The 16,641-nt window shown below is 44.6% G+C and carries 15 protein-coding genes; all 15 read left to right on the top strand.

Annotated elements, in window-relative coordinates; translation table 11 throughout:
- The first annotated feature begins 119 nt into the window (after positions 1–119).
- The 15 genes from C6344_RS11410 to nikD all read left to right on the top strand — a co-directional run bounded on the left by C6344_RS11410 (position 120) and on the right by nikD (position 16,635).
- The gene (locus C6344_RS11410) at positions 120–1,994 is read left to right on the top strand and encodes a polysaccharide biosynthesis protein (RefSeq protein WP_066030343.1); all 1,875 of its coding nucleotides are present in this window, start codon (positions 120–122) and stop codon (positions 1,992–1,994) included.
- The gene (locus C6344_RS11405; RefSeq protein ID WP_060597341.1) at positions 1,960–3,099 is read left to right on the top strand and encodes a glycosyltransferase family 4 protein; all 1,140 of its coding nucleotides are present in this window, start codon (positions 1,960–1,962) and stop codon (positions 3,097–3,099) included. Before C6344_RS11410 ends, C6344_RS11405 begins: the two co-directional genes overlap by 35 nt.
- A 2-nt stretch (positions 3,100–3,101) precedes the next feature.
- The gene (gene epsE, locus C6344_RS11400; RefSeq protein WP_060597340.1) at positions 3,102–3,941 is read left to right on the top strand and encodes a glycosyltransferase EpsE; all 840 of its coding nucleotides are present in this window, start codon (positions 3,102–3,104) and stop codon (positions 3,939–3,941) included.
- Positions 3,934–5,064: a glycosyltransferase family 1 protein gene (locus C6344_RS11395; RefSeq protein ID WP_066030344.1), complete on the top strand. Its 1,131-nt coding sequence runs from the start codon at positions 3,934–3,936 to the stop codon at positions 5,062–5,064. The genes epsE and C6344_RS11395 overlap by 8 nt, the downstream gene beginning before the upstream one ends.
- A gap of 14 nt (positions 5,065–5,078) precedes the next feature.
- Positions 5,079–6,182: an EpsG family protein gene (locus tag C6344_RS11390; protein WP_066030345.1), complete on the top strand. Its 1,104-nt coding sequence runs from the start codon at positions 5,079–5,081 to the stop codon at positions 6,180–6,182.
- Between the two features lie 27 nt (positions 6,183–6,209).
- Complete coding sequence (locus C6344_RS11385; RefSeq protein WP_066030346.1) at positions 6,210–7,232, top strand: glycosyltransferase family 2 protein; 1,023 nt, start codon at positions 6,210–6,212, stop codon at positions 7,230–7,232.
- A gap of 5 nt (positions 7,233–7,237) precedes the next feature.
- Positions 7,238–8,266: a polysaccharide pyruvyl transferase family protein gene (locus C6344_RS11380; protein WP_081311371.1), complete on the top strand. Its 1,029-nt coding sequence runs from the start codon at positions 7,238–7,240 to the stop codon at positions 8,264–8,266.
- A gap of 28 nt (positions 8,267–8,294) precedes the next feature.
- Positions 8,295–9,809, top strand: coding sequence for an MATE family efflux transporter (locus tag C6344_RS11375; RefSeq protein ID WP_066030347.1), 1,515 nt, complete (start codon positions 8,295–8,297; stop codon positions 9,807–9,809).
- Between the two features lie 20 nt (positions 9,810–9,829).
- A complete protein-coding gene (locus C6344_RS11370; RefSeq protein ID WP_060597336.1) occupies positions 9,830–10,423 on the top strand; it encodes a sugar transferase in 594 nt (197 codons plus the stop codon).
- Positions 10,386–11,072 (top strand): acetyltransferase, encoded by a 687-nt coding sequence (locus tag C6344_RS11365; protein ID WP_066030348.1) that lies wholly within the window; start codon positions 10,386–10,388, stop codon positions 11,070–11,072. The genes C6344_RS11370 and C6344_RS11365 overlap by 38 nt, the downstream gene beginning before the upstream one ends.
- Positions 11,072–12,250: a DegT/DnrJ/EryC1/StrS family aminotransferase gene (locus C6344_RS11360; protein WP_106073045.1), complete on the top strand. Its 1,179-nt coding sequence runs from the start codon at positions 11,072–11,074 to the stop codon at positions 12,248–12,250. The genes C6344_RS11365 and C6344_RS11360 overlap by 1 nt, the downstream gene beginning before the upstream one ends.
- A gap of 149 nt (positions 12,251–12,399) precedes the next feature.
- On the top strand, positions 12,400–14,022 hold the full coding sequence (gene nikA / locus C6344_RS11355; RefSeq protein ID WP_060597333.1) for a nickel ABC transporter substrate-binding protein: 1,623 nt from the start codon (positions 12,400–12,402) through the stop codon (positions 14,020–14,022).
- A gap of 18 nt (positions 14,023–14,040) precedes the next feature.
- The gene (gene nikB / locus C6344_RS11350; RefSeq protein ID WP_066030350.1) at positions 14,041–14,985 is read left to right on the top strand and encodes a nickel ABC transporter permease subunit NikB; all 945 of its coding nucleotides are present in this window, start codon (positions 14,041–14,043) and stop codon (positions 14,983–14,985) included.
- Positions 14,982–15,815, top strand: a complete 834-nt coding sequence (gene nikC, locus C6344_RS11345) for a nickel ABC transporter permease subunit NikC (protein ID WP_034660032.1) — start codon at positions 14,982–14,984, stop codon at positions 15,813–15,815. Before nikB ends, nikC begins: the two co-directional genes overlap by 4 nt.
- Before the next feature lie 4 nt (positions 15,816–15,819).
- Complete coding sequence (gene nikD, locus C6344_RS11340) at positions 15,820–16,635, top strand: nickel import ATP-binding protein NikD (RefSeq protein WP_189293868.1); 816 nt, start codon at positions 15,820–15,822, stop codon at positions 16,633–16,635.
- The last annotated feature ends 6 nt before the right edge of the window (positions 16,636–16,641 follow it).

The following is a 16,641-nucleotide window of genomic DNA, read 5'->3' as shown; positions in this document are numbered from 1 at the left end:
TCGATCCTGCTGTGGGCATGACAAATGCCTTAGATGCTCGTCATCAATAGTGGGGTGTGAGGACGGGTTTGATGCCCATTTTACGTAAGAATAGTGATGTTGAAAAAGGGGGAGGAGCGTTGACTTACGCCCAAAGATTATCAATCATCGTGGCACTAGATTCATATCTCATCTTAGTGGCTGTCTTTTTTGGCTTTCAATTTGTCCAAGAAGCGGCGTTAACTGTTTATACATTTGAAATGCTCGTCATTTCTTCGCTCAGTCTGCTCATTGGGCACCATTTGTTTTCGTATATTTTTCACGTGTACAAGCAAGTATGGGCTTATACAGGGGTAAGAGAGCTATTTTCTTTAATGAAGACCTTTGTGTGTTCTTTTTTATTTTCAATGGCAATGCTGTACCTTTTCGTGCAGACATGGCCCTTTCGGTTTTTGTTCATTGTGTGGCTTTTCCACGTATTATTCATCGGTGCATCTCGAATGGCCTCTCGGCTATTTCATGATGGTGCAAAGCGGCTGCAGGTAGAAAAGGAGCGGGCCTTAATCATTGGCGCCGGATCAGCCGGGACCATCATCGTTCGTCAGCTTCAGCAATCGAGTGATGTACATATTGAACCAGTCGCCTTCATAGATGATGACAAGACGAAGCATAAGCTTGAAATCATGGGACTGCCTGTTCTAGGGGGAAAAGAACAGATTCAAACAGCTGTTGTGATGATGGATATTCAAAAGATCATCATCGCCATTCCGTCCAAAAGCAGCCATACCTTAAAAGGGCTGTATAAGGAATGCGTAGCGACTGGGGTCAAAACGCAGATCATGCCAGAGATGGAGCAGATTTTAAAAGGAACTCATGCGCTGAATCAATTACGGGATGTACAGCCAGAGGATTTACTCGGAAGAGAACCGATTCAATTAGATTCAAGCCGTCTATCTGTCCATTTAAAGGGGAAAACGATTATGGTCACAGGGGCAGGCGGATCGATTGGGTCAGAAATCTGTCGTCAAATTTGTGTGTTTGCTCCTCAAGCGATTGTGCTTGTGGGACACGGGGAATTTAGCATTCATTCTATTTTACTAGAGCTGAAAGAAATTTATGGGGACACCATCAGTCTCTATCCACAAATTGCAGATATCCAAGATAAACAGAAAATGAGTGAAATCGTTGGTCAGTTTCAGCCGGATATGATTTATCATGCCGCGGCACATAAGCACGTCCCGCTCATGGAGATCAGTCCAAAAGAAGCAGTGAAAAACAATATTATCGGGACAAAAAATGTCGCAGAAGCTGCACATGAGCATGGCATTGAAACATTCGTCCTCATTTCCTCTGACAAAGCGGTCAATCCTGCCAATGTGATGGGCGCCACAAAGCGATTTGCTGAAATGCTGATCATGCAAATGGGGGCAAGCAGTGAAACAAAATTTGTAGCGGTTCGATTTGGAAATGTACTCGGAAGCAGGGGAAGCGTCATTCCAATTTTTAAGAAACAGATCGAACAAGGCGGGCCGGTCACGGTCACGCACCCAGCCATGACAAGATATTTTATGACCATTCCAGAAGCATCAAGGCTTGTCATTCAGGCGGGTGCACTGGCAGAAGGAAGACAGATTTTTGTATTAGATATGGGGGAGCCAGTGAAAATTGTTGACCTCGCAGAAAACCTCATTCACCTCTCAGGCTATACCACAGACCAGATTCCGATTACGTTCACAGGCATTCGTCCTGGGGAGAAAATGTATGAAGAATTACTCAACCAGCATGAAAAAGCACAGGAACAAATTTTTCCGAAAATTCATATCGGTCATGCGCTGGATGGGGACCCATATGTGCTGAACCGCTTTATCCATGAATTTGACATGATGAGTGAAGAGCAAATGAGAGAAGCATTGTTTGCTGCCATCGAATCGCATGATTTGTTGTCTGAACAGATGACCAGAGAGGAGGAAGCGCTTGCCAATGAAGAAAAAAGTCTTGTTTTGCGCAACGGTTGACTATCATTTTAAGGCATTTCACCTTCCATATTTCCGGTGGTTTCAGGAACAAGGATGGGAAGTGCATACAGCAGCAAATGGTCAGCTGGAGCTGCCCTATGTGGATCAAGCGCACTCAATTCCGATTCAGCGCTCACCTTTTCATGTGCACAACCGGTTTGCGTATGTGGAGCTGAAGAAGCTGTTAGCGAAAGAGCACTACGACTTCATCCATTGTCACACACCAATGGGAAGTGTTATTGGCAGACTTGCAGCCAAAAGCGCGCGCAAACAAGGGACGAAGGTTCTTTACACAGCACACGGCTTTCACTTTTGGCAGGGGGCGCCGCTTCAAAACTGGCTGCTCTATTATCCGATTGAGCGATGGCTCGCCCGCCATACAGACGCTTTGATCACTATTAATGGAGAGGATTTTAAAAGAGCAGATCGTCTATCAAAAGAGCGTTCATCTGTCTATTATGTTCCCGGTATGGGTGTGGATATGAAACGATTTGCACCAGTTGATGAAAAAGAGAAGCAGCGTCTTCGTGCAGTCTATGGCTTTTCCTCGGAAGATTTTATTGTGCTGTGTGCTGGTGAATTAAATGCAAATAAAAACCAAGGGATGCTCATCAAAGCATGTGCCCAGATATATAGGAAAATATCAAATGTGAAGATCGTATTTGCCGGGGAAGGCACAATGAGGCCGATGTATGAAAAGCTGGTTTGCGGGCTCCATCTTGAAAAGCATGTCCACTTTGCTGGTTTTTGCAAACAAATTGAGGAATGGATGCATATGAGTGATGTATGTGTGTCGACTAGTTTGAGAGAAGGGCTCGGCATGAATCTGCTTGAAGCAATGTCTGCGGAAAAGCCGGTCATTGCAACAGAAAATAGAGGACACTGTGAGCTGATCAGACATGGCGTCAATGGTTTTTTAGTCAAACCGCATGATGTAAATGGCTTGGCTGAATATTTGCACCAGCTCTATCACAAAAGGGATCAGCTGCCCCTCATGGGAAAAGCGGGACGCTCCTTAGCGCATGCATTTGCACAGGAGCAGGCGGTGAGTGCTATGGAAGAAATTTATACAACCTATATGGATCAAGCAGAGAAGGTGATGTGAGCATGCGTAAGCCAAAGGTGTCTATCATCATGGGCGTCTACAATTGCCAAGACACAGTAGAAGAAAGTATTGAATCCATTCTTCATCAAACATATGACAACTGGGAGCTCATCATATGTGATGACGCATCAACAGACGGCACCTATGAAAAAGTGCTGTCTTATACAAAACGAGACCCTGAAAGAATTCGCCTTATCCGCAATGAGCATAATCAAAGGCTCGCTGCCAGTCTGAATCGCTGTCTCGCTGAAGCAAGGGGAGACTTGATTGCACGGCAGGATGGCGACGATGTATCAGTACCAGTTCGTTTAGAAAAACAGGTTCATTTCCTAGAAACACATCCTGAATATGATGTGGTCGGTACGGCGATGACGGTGTTTGATGAATCGGGTACAAAAGGTGTACGTGCACTGATTTCAGAGCCTGATCGGAAAGTGCTGGCAAGAGGGACGCCGTTTTGTCATGGAACCATTATGATGAGGGCTGCTGCATACAAGGCTTTACATGGGTATCGCTCTGTGAAAACAACAAGGCGGATGGAAGATATCGATCTTTGGATCCGTTTTTTTGCTGCGGGGAGAAAAGGCTTTAATTTACAAGAGCCGTTATACCTTGTGAGAGAGGATGAAGCGGCCTTTCAGCGCCGTAAGTTTCAATATTCGATGGATAATGCCTGGCTCGTTTTAAAAGCATGCTGGTTATTAAAATTGTCGCCGGTTCATTATCTGTTTGCACTAAAGCCGGTGGTCCGCGCCTGTTTATCACCGAAGATCATGAAATTTTATCACCAGCGGAAGTTGGAGGCGTCTTTGTTGAAAAGGAGGACGATTCGGGATGAGTGAGCCAAAGCGTGTACTCCATATTGTGGGCGGGATGAACCGCGGCGGGGCTGAAACGATGATCATGAACATCTATCGTGCACTCGATAGAAATGTCCTTCAATTTGACTTTATTACCCACCGAAAGGATGTCTGTGATTATGATGAGGAAATTCAGAGGCTCGGGGGACGCATCTTGTACGTCCCAAGTATTGGGGCGTCCTCTCCTTTGGCATTTGTGAAAACATTGACAAAGACAATCAAACGAACAGGACCGTATCAGGCAGTGCATGCCCATACGGATTTTCAAACAGGTTTCTCCGCACTTGCTGCGAAATTGGCGGGTGTGAAGGTGCGGATTTGTCATTCGCATAATACAGCTTGGAAACAGTCGCCAAATTGGGTAGACCATATGATGCTCAAAGGGTTTCGCCAGCTGATCTTTGCATTTTCTACACAGCTTGTTGCATGCGGTGAGGATGCCGGTTCCTTTTTATTTGGGCAGAAAAAAATGAAGAATGGACAAGTTGAGGTGCTGCCGAATGGGATTGATTTATCCCTTTTCTTTCAGCCTGATCCAGACGAAAAGGTGAAGATCAAAAAGCAGCGGGGTCTTCACGAAAAGAGCATGATTATTGGTCATATTGGCCGGTTTCATGAGCAAAAAAATCACGTTTTTTTTATGGAACTGGCACAGACCTTAAAGAAACAAGGGGTCTCATTTCAACTTGTCCTTGTAGGGGATGGACCACTGAGGCAGGTGGTTGAATCATATGCGGAGAAGGCAGGCTTGTTAGACGACATTGTCTTTACAGGCGTCGTATCAGACGTTCCGCAGTATATGAAAGCATTTGATGTATTTGTGATGCCATCCTTGTTTGAAGGACTTCCGCTTGTATTAGTGGAAGCACAGGCATCTGGATTGCCTTGTGTGATTTCAGATCATATTACAGAGGAAGTGGATTTAGGCTGCGGTCTTGTGAAAAGAATGTCGCTGGGGGATTCTGCGCATGAATGGATGAAGGCGGTGCTTGAAGCATATCATGCAGAGCCTCCTCTTCAAGAGACCATTACGTCCCAGCTTGAACAAAGAGGATTTGATGTCAAACAGAACATCACACGTGTGATGAATGGATATGGACTGTAAGGAAGGAATGGCAGATGGCGGTTTATTTGGTGAACATGATCATGGTCTATTTATGGTCGAGCTTTGCCGCATTTTACGGCAGGCGTGATGATACCATTCAAAGCGGATGGCGGCCTAACAAGATTCTGGTGTTATTTCCGTTTTTGTTTCTTTGTATTGTCGCTGGTATTCGGTACAAAGTAGGAACCGATTTTGTCACATATGGACAGATGTATGAGTTCTCCGTCAATTATGAAAAGCCTTGGCATATATTCGGACTTGGTGTGGACAAGGCGGCCACTGACCCAGGATTTACGTTTATTTTATGGATGCTCAATCAACTGTCCCGTGATCCGCAAATCATGTATATCTCGGTTGGGGCGATCACCTATTTTTTTATCATCAAGACGCTCATTCAATATGGCCGTCCCTTTGAGCTGAGTATGCTGCTTTTTCTCGGCACTTTTCATTATTACGCTTCGTTTAATGGCATGCGTCAGTATATGGTGGCTGCGGTTCTTTTTTATGCCATCCGTCTTGTGATCAATGGTCAGTGGAAATTGTATTTTCCGCTTGTCCTCGTATGTTCATTGTTTCATTCATCGGCTCTCATCATGATTCCTGTGTATTTTATCGTGAGAACAAAATCGTGGTCTTGGATGATGTTGGTTTTATGCATGATTTTCTTAGGGTTAACCGCTCTTTATGACCGCTTTGTTTCCGTGTTTGTCGTGATGCTGCAAGGCAGTTCATATGGGCATTACGAGGAATGGCTCACAACGAATACGAATGGAATGAATGTGACAAAAATTGGTGTGTTGGTTTTGCCGCTTTTGCTTGCTTTCCTTTATCGAAAACGACTTCGTGAGCTGACGCCTGAGAGTGATTACGTTGTGAATTTTTGTTTGCTCGGTTTCTTGTTTGGCATCCTTGCTACAAAGGATGTCATTTATGCAAGATTTCATATTTATTTTGGCTTGTATCAGCTCATTTTACTGCCATATTTCACCCGTATTTTTGATCAGCGGTCTAATGTCTTTATCTATGTAGGGATTGCTGTTTGCTATATTCTGTACAGCATCATGCTGATGCCGTTCGATTCATCTGTTTTACCGTACAGGACGATATTTACAAAGTAGATTTGGAGAAAGGTGGGGCATGTTGTAATGCCAGCTATCAGTCTATTGGTCGCAGTCTACAATACGAGTCAATATGTGGAGCAATGCCTTCAATCAATTGCAGATCAAAGTTTTTCAGATATAGAGGTGATTCTCGTGAATGATGGATCGACGGATCACAGCGGAGAATATCTTGAAGCGTTTGCTGCGCAAGATCAGCGCTTTCGGGTCATTCATCAAACCAATCAAGGGTTAGGCGCTGTGAGGAACCGGGGCATCGAAGAAGCAAAAGGGACGTATATCGCCTTTATTGATTCAGATGATATTCTCGCGCCTCATTACTGTGAAGCCTTGTATGAAAAAGCTGAAATGACCGGCGCAGATCTTGTTGTCAGTGAGTACTGGATTCAATTTGAACAGTCAAAGCGAACCATACCAACAACGCTGTTAGTCGAGCGATCAGCCGAAAAGACGAGTTTAATTGAAGCGTTATTGCACGGAGACATCACGGGGTTTTCATGGAATAAGCTGTATCGGCGTGCCTTTATCGAAGAACATCACATTCGATTTCCGCTGAGGGGGGAACTTGAGAACATAGAAGATCAATATGTGACGCTGCGCTGTTTTTCTTTATCACGCAGCATCGCCTTTGTTCATGAACCTCTTTATTACTACAGGGTTCATCTGTCATCTATTGTGCAGCGATATCAGAAGCAGTATTTTCATCATGGACTGACCTTTTATCATGCGCAGCGCTTGTTTTTGAAAGAATATGATGACATCTCTCTGTATGAGAAGGCACTTGATTTTTTTATTGTCAATCATACTCTTCATTGTATGCTCAACGAATGGAAGAGCCAAAATGCCCTCTCTATTCGGGAAAAGCTTGATCACATGCGGGAAATGGTGACACACGAGGCCTTTCTGTATGCCGTCAAACAAGTGGAACCATCGAAGCTCACCGCTCGAAAGCGAATGATTTTATTCCTTGCTAAGTGCCGGTTGGTTTATCCGCTTTCTGCCGCCGCTTCAAGCTATCAAAAATGGATCGAATATCAAACAAGGAAATAGGGGTGATGGGATTGACATTGCAGCAATTGAAGGCGCACGCCGCAGAGTGGCTGCTCTTAAAGGTTAAATATCCACTTGAATATCGACTGAGCCGCCAAAGCCTGCCAGAGCTGAGTCATCAGAAGAAAATCATTCTCACGCTGCTGCCGGGGCATGATAATTTAGGGGATCATGCGATTGCCTATGCGAGTTATTGTTTTTTAAAAGAGCACTTTCCCGCTTATGACATCATGGAAGTGGACATGAAAGAGATCTATCGCCTCGCTCGTCCGTTAAAGCGTATGCGGCACCCAGAAGACATCGTCTGTATCATCGGTGGGGGCAATATGGGGGACTTATACCGTTATGAAGAATGGACGAGACAATTTATCATGAAGACCTTCAAGTCCTATCCGGTGATTCAACTGCCGGCCACTGCCCATTTTACAGAAACAAAGAGAGGAAAAAGAGAGGAACGCCGCGCCATTCAGACATACAAACATCATCCAAGGCTGCTTCTCATGGCAAGAGATCAAACAACCTATACTTGGATGAAGCAGCACTTCCCTGATCAAGATGTGTGGAAACAGCCTGATATGGTGCTGACATTAGACGAAGCATCAAAGGAACAAAAACGTGAAGGGGTTCTGCTTTGTCTGCGTGAGGATAAGGAAGCCTATCTCACCAAGGAGAGCCGGCAGCAGCTGCAGCAGCATATTCAAGACACGTATGATCAAGTCGGTTTCATCACAACGACAATTGGCAAACGAGTTGATCGAACGACTCGCTTAGATGAATTATCTGCCTTATGGACAGAGTTAAGAAAGGCGCAGGTCGTCGTGACAGACCGGCTTCATGGCATGATCTTTTGTGCGATTACGCATACACCGTGTGTTGTCCTCAGGTCGTTTGATCATAAGGTGATGGAAGGGTATGAATGGGTGGCTCATCTTCCGTTTTTGACGCTATTAAAAGAACCGAATGAGGCGGCTGTGAAAGAGGCGATTCATCAGCTGATGAAAACGAGCGGACAAAAGGGAGAGGAAGCTGGATGAAAGCTTTTAAACGCTGCGTGAAAACAAAATGAATCGAGCGTTTCTTTACAATGCCAGTGCAAACTTCATGACGTTTGTCTTGATGATGCTTATGTCTGTTTGTTTAACACCGTACATCGTTCATACACTTGGAGTGGAAGCATTCGGCTTAATCCATCTGACGCAAAATATGATCAACTATTTATCGGTTATTACGGCTTCATTAAGTGCTGTTGTGGTACGCTTTTTTTCTGTGGCGGCTCATAAAGGAGAAATGGAGAAGGCGCAGCGCTATCTCTCATCTTATTTCGTTAGTTCCATTTTTTTATCGATCAGTCTTTTTCTGTTTTGTCTGTTCATGTCCCGTCAGCTGGTAGAGTGGCTTCATGTGCCTGATTATCTCGCAAAAGACACACAGACCGCCTTTATATTAGGGGGTCTTTTATTTATGCTCAATTTTGTCATGTCCGGCATTGGGGCTGCGCCGTTTTATGCGAATAAGTTATATGTATCAAGTGTTGGTCAGTCCATTCAGATGTTTTTGAGGGCATTTATGATTATGATGCTGTTTACATGGACGGCACCAGCCATCTGGCATATTCCGCTTGCGGCCGTCATAGGAAGCTTGGCGGCTATGGGAATCGGTATCTATTATTTTAAAAAACTCATTCCTTGGTTTTCGTTTAAGTGGCGGCACGTCTCAGTATCTTCTAGTCTCACACTTGTTCGATCAGGGGTCTGGCATTCTTTTGAGCAAATGGGAATTTTGTTGTTTTTACAAATTGACTTATTGATGACCAACCTGCTCATTGGAGCGGAAGCGACGGGACAGTATGCGGCGATTTTACAATTCCCATTATTATTACGCACACTCGCAGGGACACTGGCGGTTGTATTTGCCCCAACGATCACGAAATTTTACTCGAATCAAGATGAAGAAGGTCTCATCCAATATGCAGCCAGTGCCATTAAATGGAGCGGTTTATTTGTCGCGTTCCCAGCCGCTCTACTAGGAGGGCTCGCCGGTCCGCTCATGCTTTTATGGCTTGGACCTGCCTTTGAAGAGCTGAAATGGCTTCTCATGATTCATGCAGCTTATTTATGTTTGACCTTGATGTTTTTACCGCTGACATATGTGCCGACCGCTTTTAATCGATTGAAAGTTCCAGCGGTGGTCACGCTCATATTAGGAGTATCCAATGTGATTTTTGCCTATGGATTGACTCATATGCTTCAGCTTGGCTTATATGGCATTGCATCAGCAGGAGCGATAGTTTTATTGATGAAAAATATCGTGTTTCTGCCATTTTATACGGCCCGCATCACGAATCAGAAACGCACCATCTTTTACAAACATACATTGGTTCCACTTGCAGGAGCGCTCATGATTTGGGGCGTCTGTGCAGGGATTCAAGCGATTTATGACGTGACCTCATGGTTGGAGCTGTTTTGTATTGGTGGTCTTTGTTTCATTCTCTATATGGGCTACTTGTATCAATTTGCAGGAACAAAACGAGAGCGGCAGCAGCTGGTGCATAAGGTAAAACAAGCTGTTTCCCGCTAGTGAGATAAGGAGATTTAATGATGAAAAGAATGTTAGATGTGATGGTGGCATTGACGCTGCTCATCGCAGGCAGTCTTCTTTTTCTTCTGATTTATGGACTGATTCGGTGGAAAATTGGGACGCCTGTGTTGTTTCGGCAGAAGCGGCCTGGTCTGTATGGCCGGCCATTTATGCTATATAAATTTCGGACGATGACCGATGAACGCGACGAGCACGGGGGGCTCCTGCCAGATCATCTTCGATTAACAAAAACCGGCGCCTTGATTCGCAAGCTCAGTCTTGATGAATTGCCGCAATTAGTCAATGTCCTAAAAGGAGAGCTCAGTCTCGTTGGACCAAGGCCTCTTCTGATGGAGTATCTGCCGATGTATACAGAGGAGCAAGCAAGGCGCCATCTTGTAAAGCCTGGCATTACTGGATGGGCACAGGTGAATGGAAGGAACACGATCTCCTGGGAGGAGAAATTCACCTATGACCTCTGGTATGTCGAGCATCAAACGTTTTGGCTTGATATGAAAATTTTATGGATGACCTTGCTGAAAGTCATCAAAACAGAGGGGGTGCAGCAGCCGCATCATGCCACAGCTGAAAAATTCAAAGGAACCGATATGTAAAGAGCAACCCATAGGTTTAATTGGGGCTGGCGGGCATAGCAAAGTCATTCAGGAAATGATTGTTGCACATCCCGATTACTCATTATGTGCCGTATTAGATGATCAATTTGAAGAGGAGGCCACTCAAAGCGGCATCTTGTATGGACCGATCTCCATGAGTCAACAGCTGAGAGAGACAATGCCTCATATGAAATGGCTGATTGCTATTGGGCAAAATGAGATGAGACAGCTAGTAAAGGAACGCCTCTCATTTGAAAACAAGGCGTTTGCCACACTCATCCATCCAGAGGCGGTCATAAGTCCATCAGCGGTGATTGGAGGGGGAACTGTCGTGATGGCAAGAGCAGTGGTTCAAGCAGATGCAGCAATCGGTGAACATGCGATTATCAACACAGGATCTATCGTAGAGCATGACTGTATACTCGAATCGTTTGTGCACCTATCACCAGGAGCAGTGTTAACTGGCTGTGTGTCTGTACGAATGGGTACCCATATTGGGGCAGGTGCTGTTGTGATACCCGGGATATCGATCGGAAGCTGGACAATCATTGGCGCAGGAGCCGCAGTAACAAAAGATATACACGATCAGAAAGTCGCTGTAGGCATTCCTGCAATAGAAATCAAAGATCGGAGAGAAGGTGGGAAATGATGCAAGAAAGGAAACGAATTTACTTATCACCACCGCATATGAGCGGAAAAGAGTATCTGAAAATAGAGGAAGCTTTCAAGAGTAACTGGATTGCACCGCTTGGACCTATTGTGAATGAATTTGAGCAGGCAGTCGCACGCTATGCAGGAGTGAATGCAGGAGCGGCTTTATCTTCTGGAACAGCAGCAATTCACCTTGCATTAAAGCTTATTGGCGTTCAAAAAGGTGACATTGTCTTTTGTTCCACCCTCACATTTGTTGCAACTGCAAATCCGATTTTATACGAACAAGCCACACCCGTTTTTATTGATTCTGAAAGAGATACATGGAATATGTGCCCGCTTGCTTTAGAGAAAGCCTTTGTGGAATCAAAACGACTTGGAAAAAGACCCCGTGCTGTTATTGTCGTGCATTTATATGGACAAAGCGCAAAAATGGACGAGATTCTGGCGTTGTGTGAAGCATATGATGTACCAGTCATTGAGGATGCGGCTGAATCGTTAGGTGCTCTATATAAAGGGAAAAAAAGCGGCTCAATGGGCAGGTTCGGTGTCTATTCGTTTAATGGAAATAAAATCATTACAACATCAGGTGGCGGTATGCTTGTGAGTGATGATGAAGCTGCGATCGAACGCTGCCGCTTTCTCGCTTCACAGGCTAGAGAACGCGCCATGCATTATGAGCATCAAGAGATAGGATACAACTATCGCATGAGCAACCTGCTAGCAGGCGTCGGGATTGCTCAGATGGAAATATTGGACGAGCGTGTTGAACAGAAGCGACGCATTTTCAAGCGTTATCAGGATGCTTTATCTAAGGTAGAGGGCCTGTATTTCATGCCAGAATATCAAGGCACCAAGTCCAACCGCTGGCTGACGACATTGACTATTGATCGTGATAAGAGAACGTCTCCAGTGGACATCATTGCTGCACTAGAAAAAGAACAGATCGAAGCAAGGCGTGTATGGAAGCCGCTGCACCAGCAGCCGCTCTTTCGTGATTGTCCTTTTTATTCAGCAGTGAAAGGCACTCCCGTATCTGAGTTGTTATTTGAAACAGGGCTTTGTCTCCCCTCTGGAACAAGTATGACAGAAGCTGAACAGGATCGTATCATTGACACACTTCGTAATGCCCTGCGAGAAAAAACATTCACCTCTTCACAGGCTGCTCATTCGTAAGCAGCCTGTCTCTCTTTCTATCAAATTCATCAATTAATGGAATAAATAGGTATATGTATTGTCAATTCGTTTTAAATATGATATTGACAAAGGGGTCCTTCCTCCTTAAAATGAAAATGATTATCAGCGTCAATTAGGAGGAACATCTTATGTCTATTTGGAGTAAATTTTTTCCGAAAATTAAAATAAATACAGTATTACCTTTCCTGCTAATCTTTTTATTAGTAGGCTGCTCTCAAGCAAACAATGGAGCAGAAGGAAACAAGGATCATCCTGACATGATCACGATGGCTTGGCCGAGAGATATTGGCGAAATGAATCCGCACGTATACAACCCATCGCAATTGTTTGCACAATCAATGATTTATGAGCCATTGGTCAGCTATCAAAAGAATGGAAAGCTAAAACCTGAATTAGCGAAATCATGGGATGTTTCAAAGGATGGCAAGGTGTATACTTTTCATTTAAGAGACAATGTGACGTTCTCAGATGGATCTGAGTTTAATGCTAACATTGTGAAAAAGAACTTTGATTCCATCTTAAAAAACAAGGATATACATAGCTGGTTAGGTGTTATAAAAAAAATCAAAAAGACAGAAGCAGTAGACAAGAAAACGTTTAAACTCACATTAACAGAGCCATATTATCCAACTGTTCAAGAATTAGCAGTTGTCCGCCCGGTTCGTTTCTTAGGAGAAGCAGGCTTCCCTAAAAACGGAGATACGTCAAAAGGGATTGAAAAACCAGTGGGGACAGGCCCTTGGGTATTAAAAACATATCAAAAAGATGACTATGCCATTTTCGAACGAAATGATCATTATTGGGGAGAAAAACCAAAGGTTAAAGAAATCAAAGTCAAGGTGATCCCAGATGCGGAAACGAGAGTCATGGCATTTGAAAAAGGCGATGTAGATGTCCTTTACGGAGAAGGAACCATTAGCCTTGATGCCTACAAACAGCTAGAGGCGAGCGGCAAGTATGAAACAAAAATGTCAGAGCCTGTAGCAACGAGACAGCTTGTCATGAACACAAAAGTGGATCAGCTGTCAGATGAGAAAGTGCGTCATGCCCTTCAATATGCTATTAATAAGAAATCAATGGTAGAAGGTGTCACCTCTGGCTTAGAGGATGAAGCAGATCACATATTGCCGACCAACATGCCTTACACATCTGATATTAAGGTGAAGTCTTTCCAGTATGATGTAGACAAAGCGAAAGCATTGCTGGATGAAGCAGGCTGGACACTTCCAAAAGGAAAAACCGTTCGTGAAAAAGATGGAAAAGCGCTTGAATTTAGTATGATGTATGACTCAGCAGAATCGATTCAAAAAGCGATGGCTGAGACGCTTCAAGCAGAATGGGGAGCCATTGGCGTTGGCGTCAAACTTGAAGGTGTGGAGCTGGCAACACAGGTGCAGCGCTTTAAAGCCAACAAATTTGATATGAACTTCTTTAGCAACTACGGAGCGCCTTATGATCCGCATACATTTATGAACGTCGTCTCATCAGATGGTTTTGGATTCAAAGAAGCCATCTCAGCCTATCCAAATAAGGACAAGCTGATCAAAGAAATGAGCGAAATTCCATCAACAACCAATGAAAACAAACGAAAAGCACTTTATTCGTCTGTGTTATCTTCATTACAGGATCAAGGGGCGATTGTGCCAATCTCTTATTTTAAAAAGACAGCCGTTTATCAAAAAAATGTGAAGGACTTTGAGTTCCCAGCAAATCGCGATGAACATCCATTCACAGGCATTAAGCTGAAGTAATAGAAGGAAGGTAAGGAAATGGGCCGCTATATCGTCAAACGCATGCTATCAATCATCCCTGTATTTTTATTAGCCACACTTTTTACGACTGGTATGATTCACCTTTCACCAGTTGACCCGGCTGAGGCATATTTAGCAGCGGCTCATATCCAGCCTACGGATGAAATTTTAGCGCAAAAACGAAATGAATTTGGTTTAGACCAACCGTTTTATATGCAGTATCTTCACACCATTGAAAAAGTCATTCACCTTGATTTTGGCCAGTCGTATATGTCCAACCAGCCTGTGCTCAATGAGGTGATCTATAGAATACCAGCGACGATTCAATTGGCGCTTACTAGTCTATTGATTGCTATTTGTGTCAGCATTCCGCTCGGCTTTTTCAGCGGCATGAGGAAAAATGGCGTCGTTGATCATATGAGCCGGCTTATTTCTTTTTTAGGAGCATCTATCCCGACGTTTGTCTTGGGGTATTTGCTCATCTTCTTTTTTTCAGTGAAGCTCGATCTTTTACCAGTTGAAGGGGTCGGAACATGGGAGCATCTCATCCTGCCGTCGATCACACTGGCCGTCCCTTTAATTGCTACGTATACAAGGCTATTACGATCAAGTGTGAGTGAGGCGCTTCAAGAGCCTTTTGTTCAATATGCGAGAATCAGAGGATTAAAGGAACGGTCGATCATGTTCAAGCATGTATTGAGAATCGCGATATCGCCAATGCTGACAGGGCTTGGGGTGAATCTTGGCAAGCTGCTGACAGGAACCATTATCGTAGAGGCGGTTTTTTCATGGCCGGGGTTTGGGCGCTTCTTTATTGAAGCGATCTTTAACCGGGATCTGCCGGTCATTCAATTCTATGTCCTCATGGCAGCATGTATCTTTATCTTGAGCAGCTTGATTGTGGACTTGCTCCAACTGATCATTGACCCCCGTATTTCCAGAAAGGAAGGCCGCCAGCCATGATGACAAAAGGAAAATATCTCTTCTCTCATCAAAAGATGATCTCGATCTGTGTGGTGCTCCTTGGTCTATTGCTGATTGTGACAGTATGTGCACCGTGGATCGCTCCACATGATCCGGCGGCTGTCAATCTAGCGATGAAGCTAAAGGGGTCTTCGTGGGAGTATCCTCTTGGGACAGATCAATTAGGCCGATGCAATTTATCTCGAATTTTATATGGTGCACGTGTTTCACTAGGCTGTGCGTTATTAATCTTTCTCTCTTCTTTATTGATTGGGTTAATCGTTGGTTTGTTGTCAGGTTACAAAGGCGGCTGGATCGATCACGTCTTGATGAGAATCTGTGACGGGATCATGGCATTCCCGAACCTGGTGCTGATTCTTGGATTAGTCGGCATCTTCGGTCCTGGACTTTCTCAAGTAGTGCTTGCCTTGATGCTGGTACAATGGGTATACTATGCTCGCGTCTTTCGAGGAATGGTGCTGAGTTTAAAAGAACAGAACTTTATTGCTGCCGCAAAAATCAGCGGGACGTCCCACTGGAACATCATGAGAAAGCATATGATTCCAAATGTCCTGCCGCCACTCGCGGTCATAGGTACACTCGAAATGGGCTGGGCGATTATGGACATTTCTGCGATGTCCTTTCTCGGATTAGGCGTTCAGCCTCCTATGCCTGAATGGGGAGCGATGATCCATGAAGGGAAGTCGTACATTCAAACGAATCCTCAGTTGATGCTGTACCCAGGTCTTGTGATCATGGCTGTCGTGGTCCTCTTTAATTTACTAGGAGAGGCCCTCTCAGAGAAATATGGTATCAAACGCCGTGTGTAAAGGAATGATCGATGTGCAAGAGTCCATTTTACAAATAGAGAACCTGCATGTGCAGACGAAAACGCCTCATGGGACAACCTCTCTTATTCAGGACGTATCGTTTGAAGTAGGGCGTGGTCAAATCGTTGGATTAATAGGTGAGAGCGGCTGCGGGAAAACGGTGACAAGTATGTCGATCTTACATATGCTTGACCCGAAAACAACGGAAGTCACTGGCAGCATCACATTACAAGGACGAGAATTGATCGGTATGAGTGAAAAGGATATGCGCTCTATTCGGGGCAAAGACATCTCATATATTATGCAAAATCCAATGAACAGCTTTACACCAGTATGGACGATCGGTCATCAGCTGATTGAAACCATCCGCCGGCATACCGCTGTCAGTAAAAGGCAGGCACGAGCGAAGGCAATGGATGCGTTAGCGCAGATGAATCTGCCGCAGCCAGATAAGCTGTTAAACAAGTATCCCTTTGAACTAAGCGGCGGCATGCTGCAGCGTGTCATGATTGCCATGGCAGCCTGCATGCACCCGCCTCTTCTCATAGCAGATGAACCAACAACTGCTTTAGATGTACACACGCAGAAGCTGGTGCTTGAGCACCTAAACCAAATTCGTCATGAGTATGGAACTGCCATTTTGCTCATTACTCACGATCTTGGCGTCATTGCAGAAATGGCAGATCAGGTTGTCGTCATGAGACAAGGAGAAATGGTTGAAAAGGCAGAAGTGCTTGAGCTTTTTGAAAACCCGAAGCATAATTATACAAAGAAACTATTAGCAGCTCGTCCATCCATCCCAGCTGTTTGCCCGATTTGAGGTGAG

The organism is Bacillus sp. GBSW19 (assembly GCF_002998655.1).
Classification (GTDB): domain Bacteria; phylum Bacillota; class Bacilli; order Bacillales; family Bacillaceae; genus Bacillus.
This window is presented reverse-complemented; position numbering and strand designations above follow the sequence as displayed.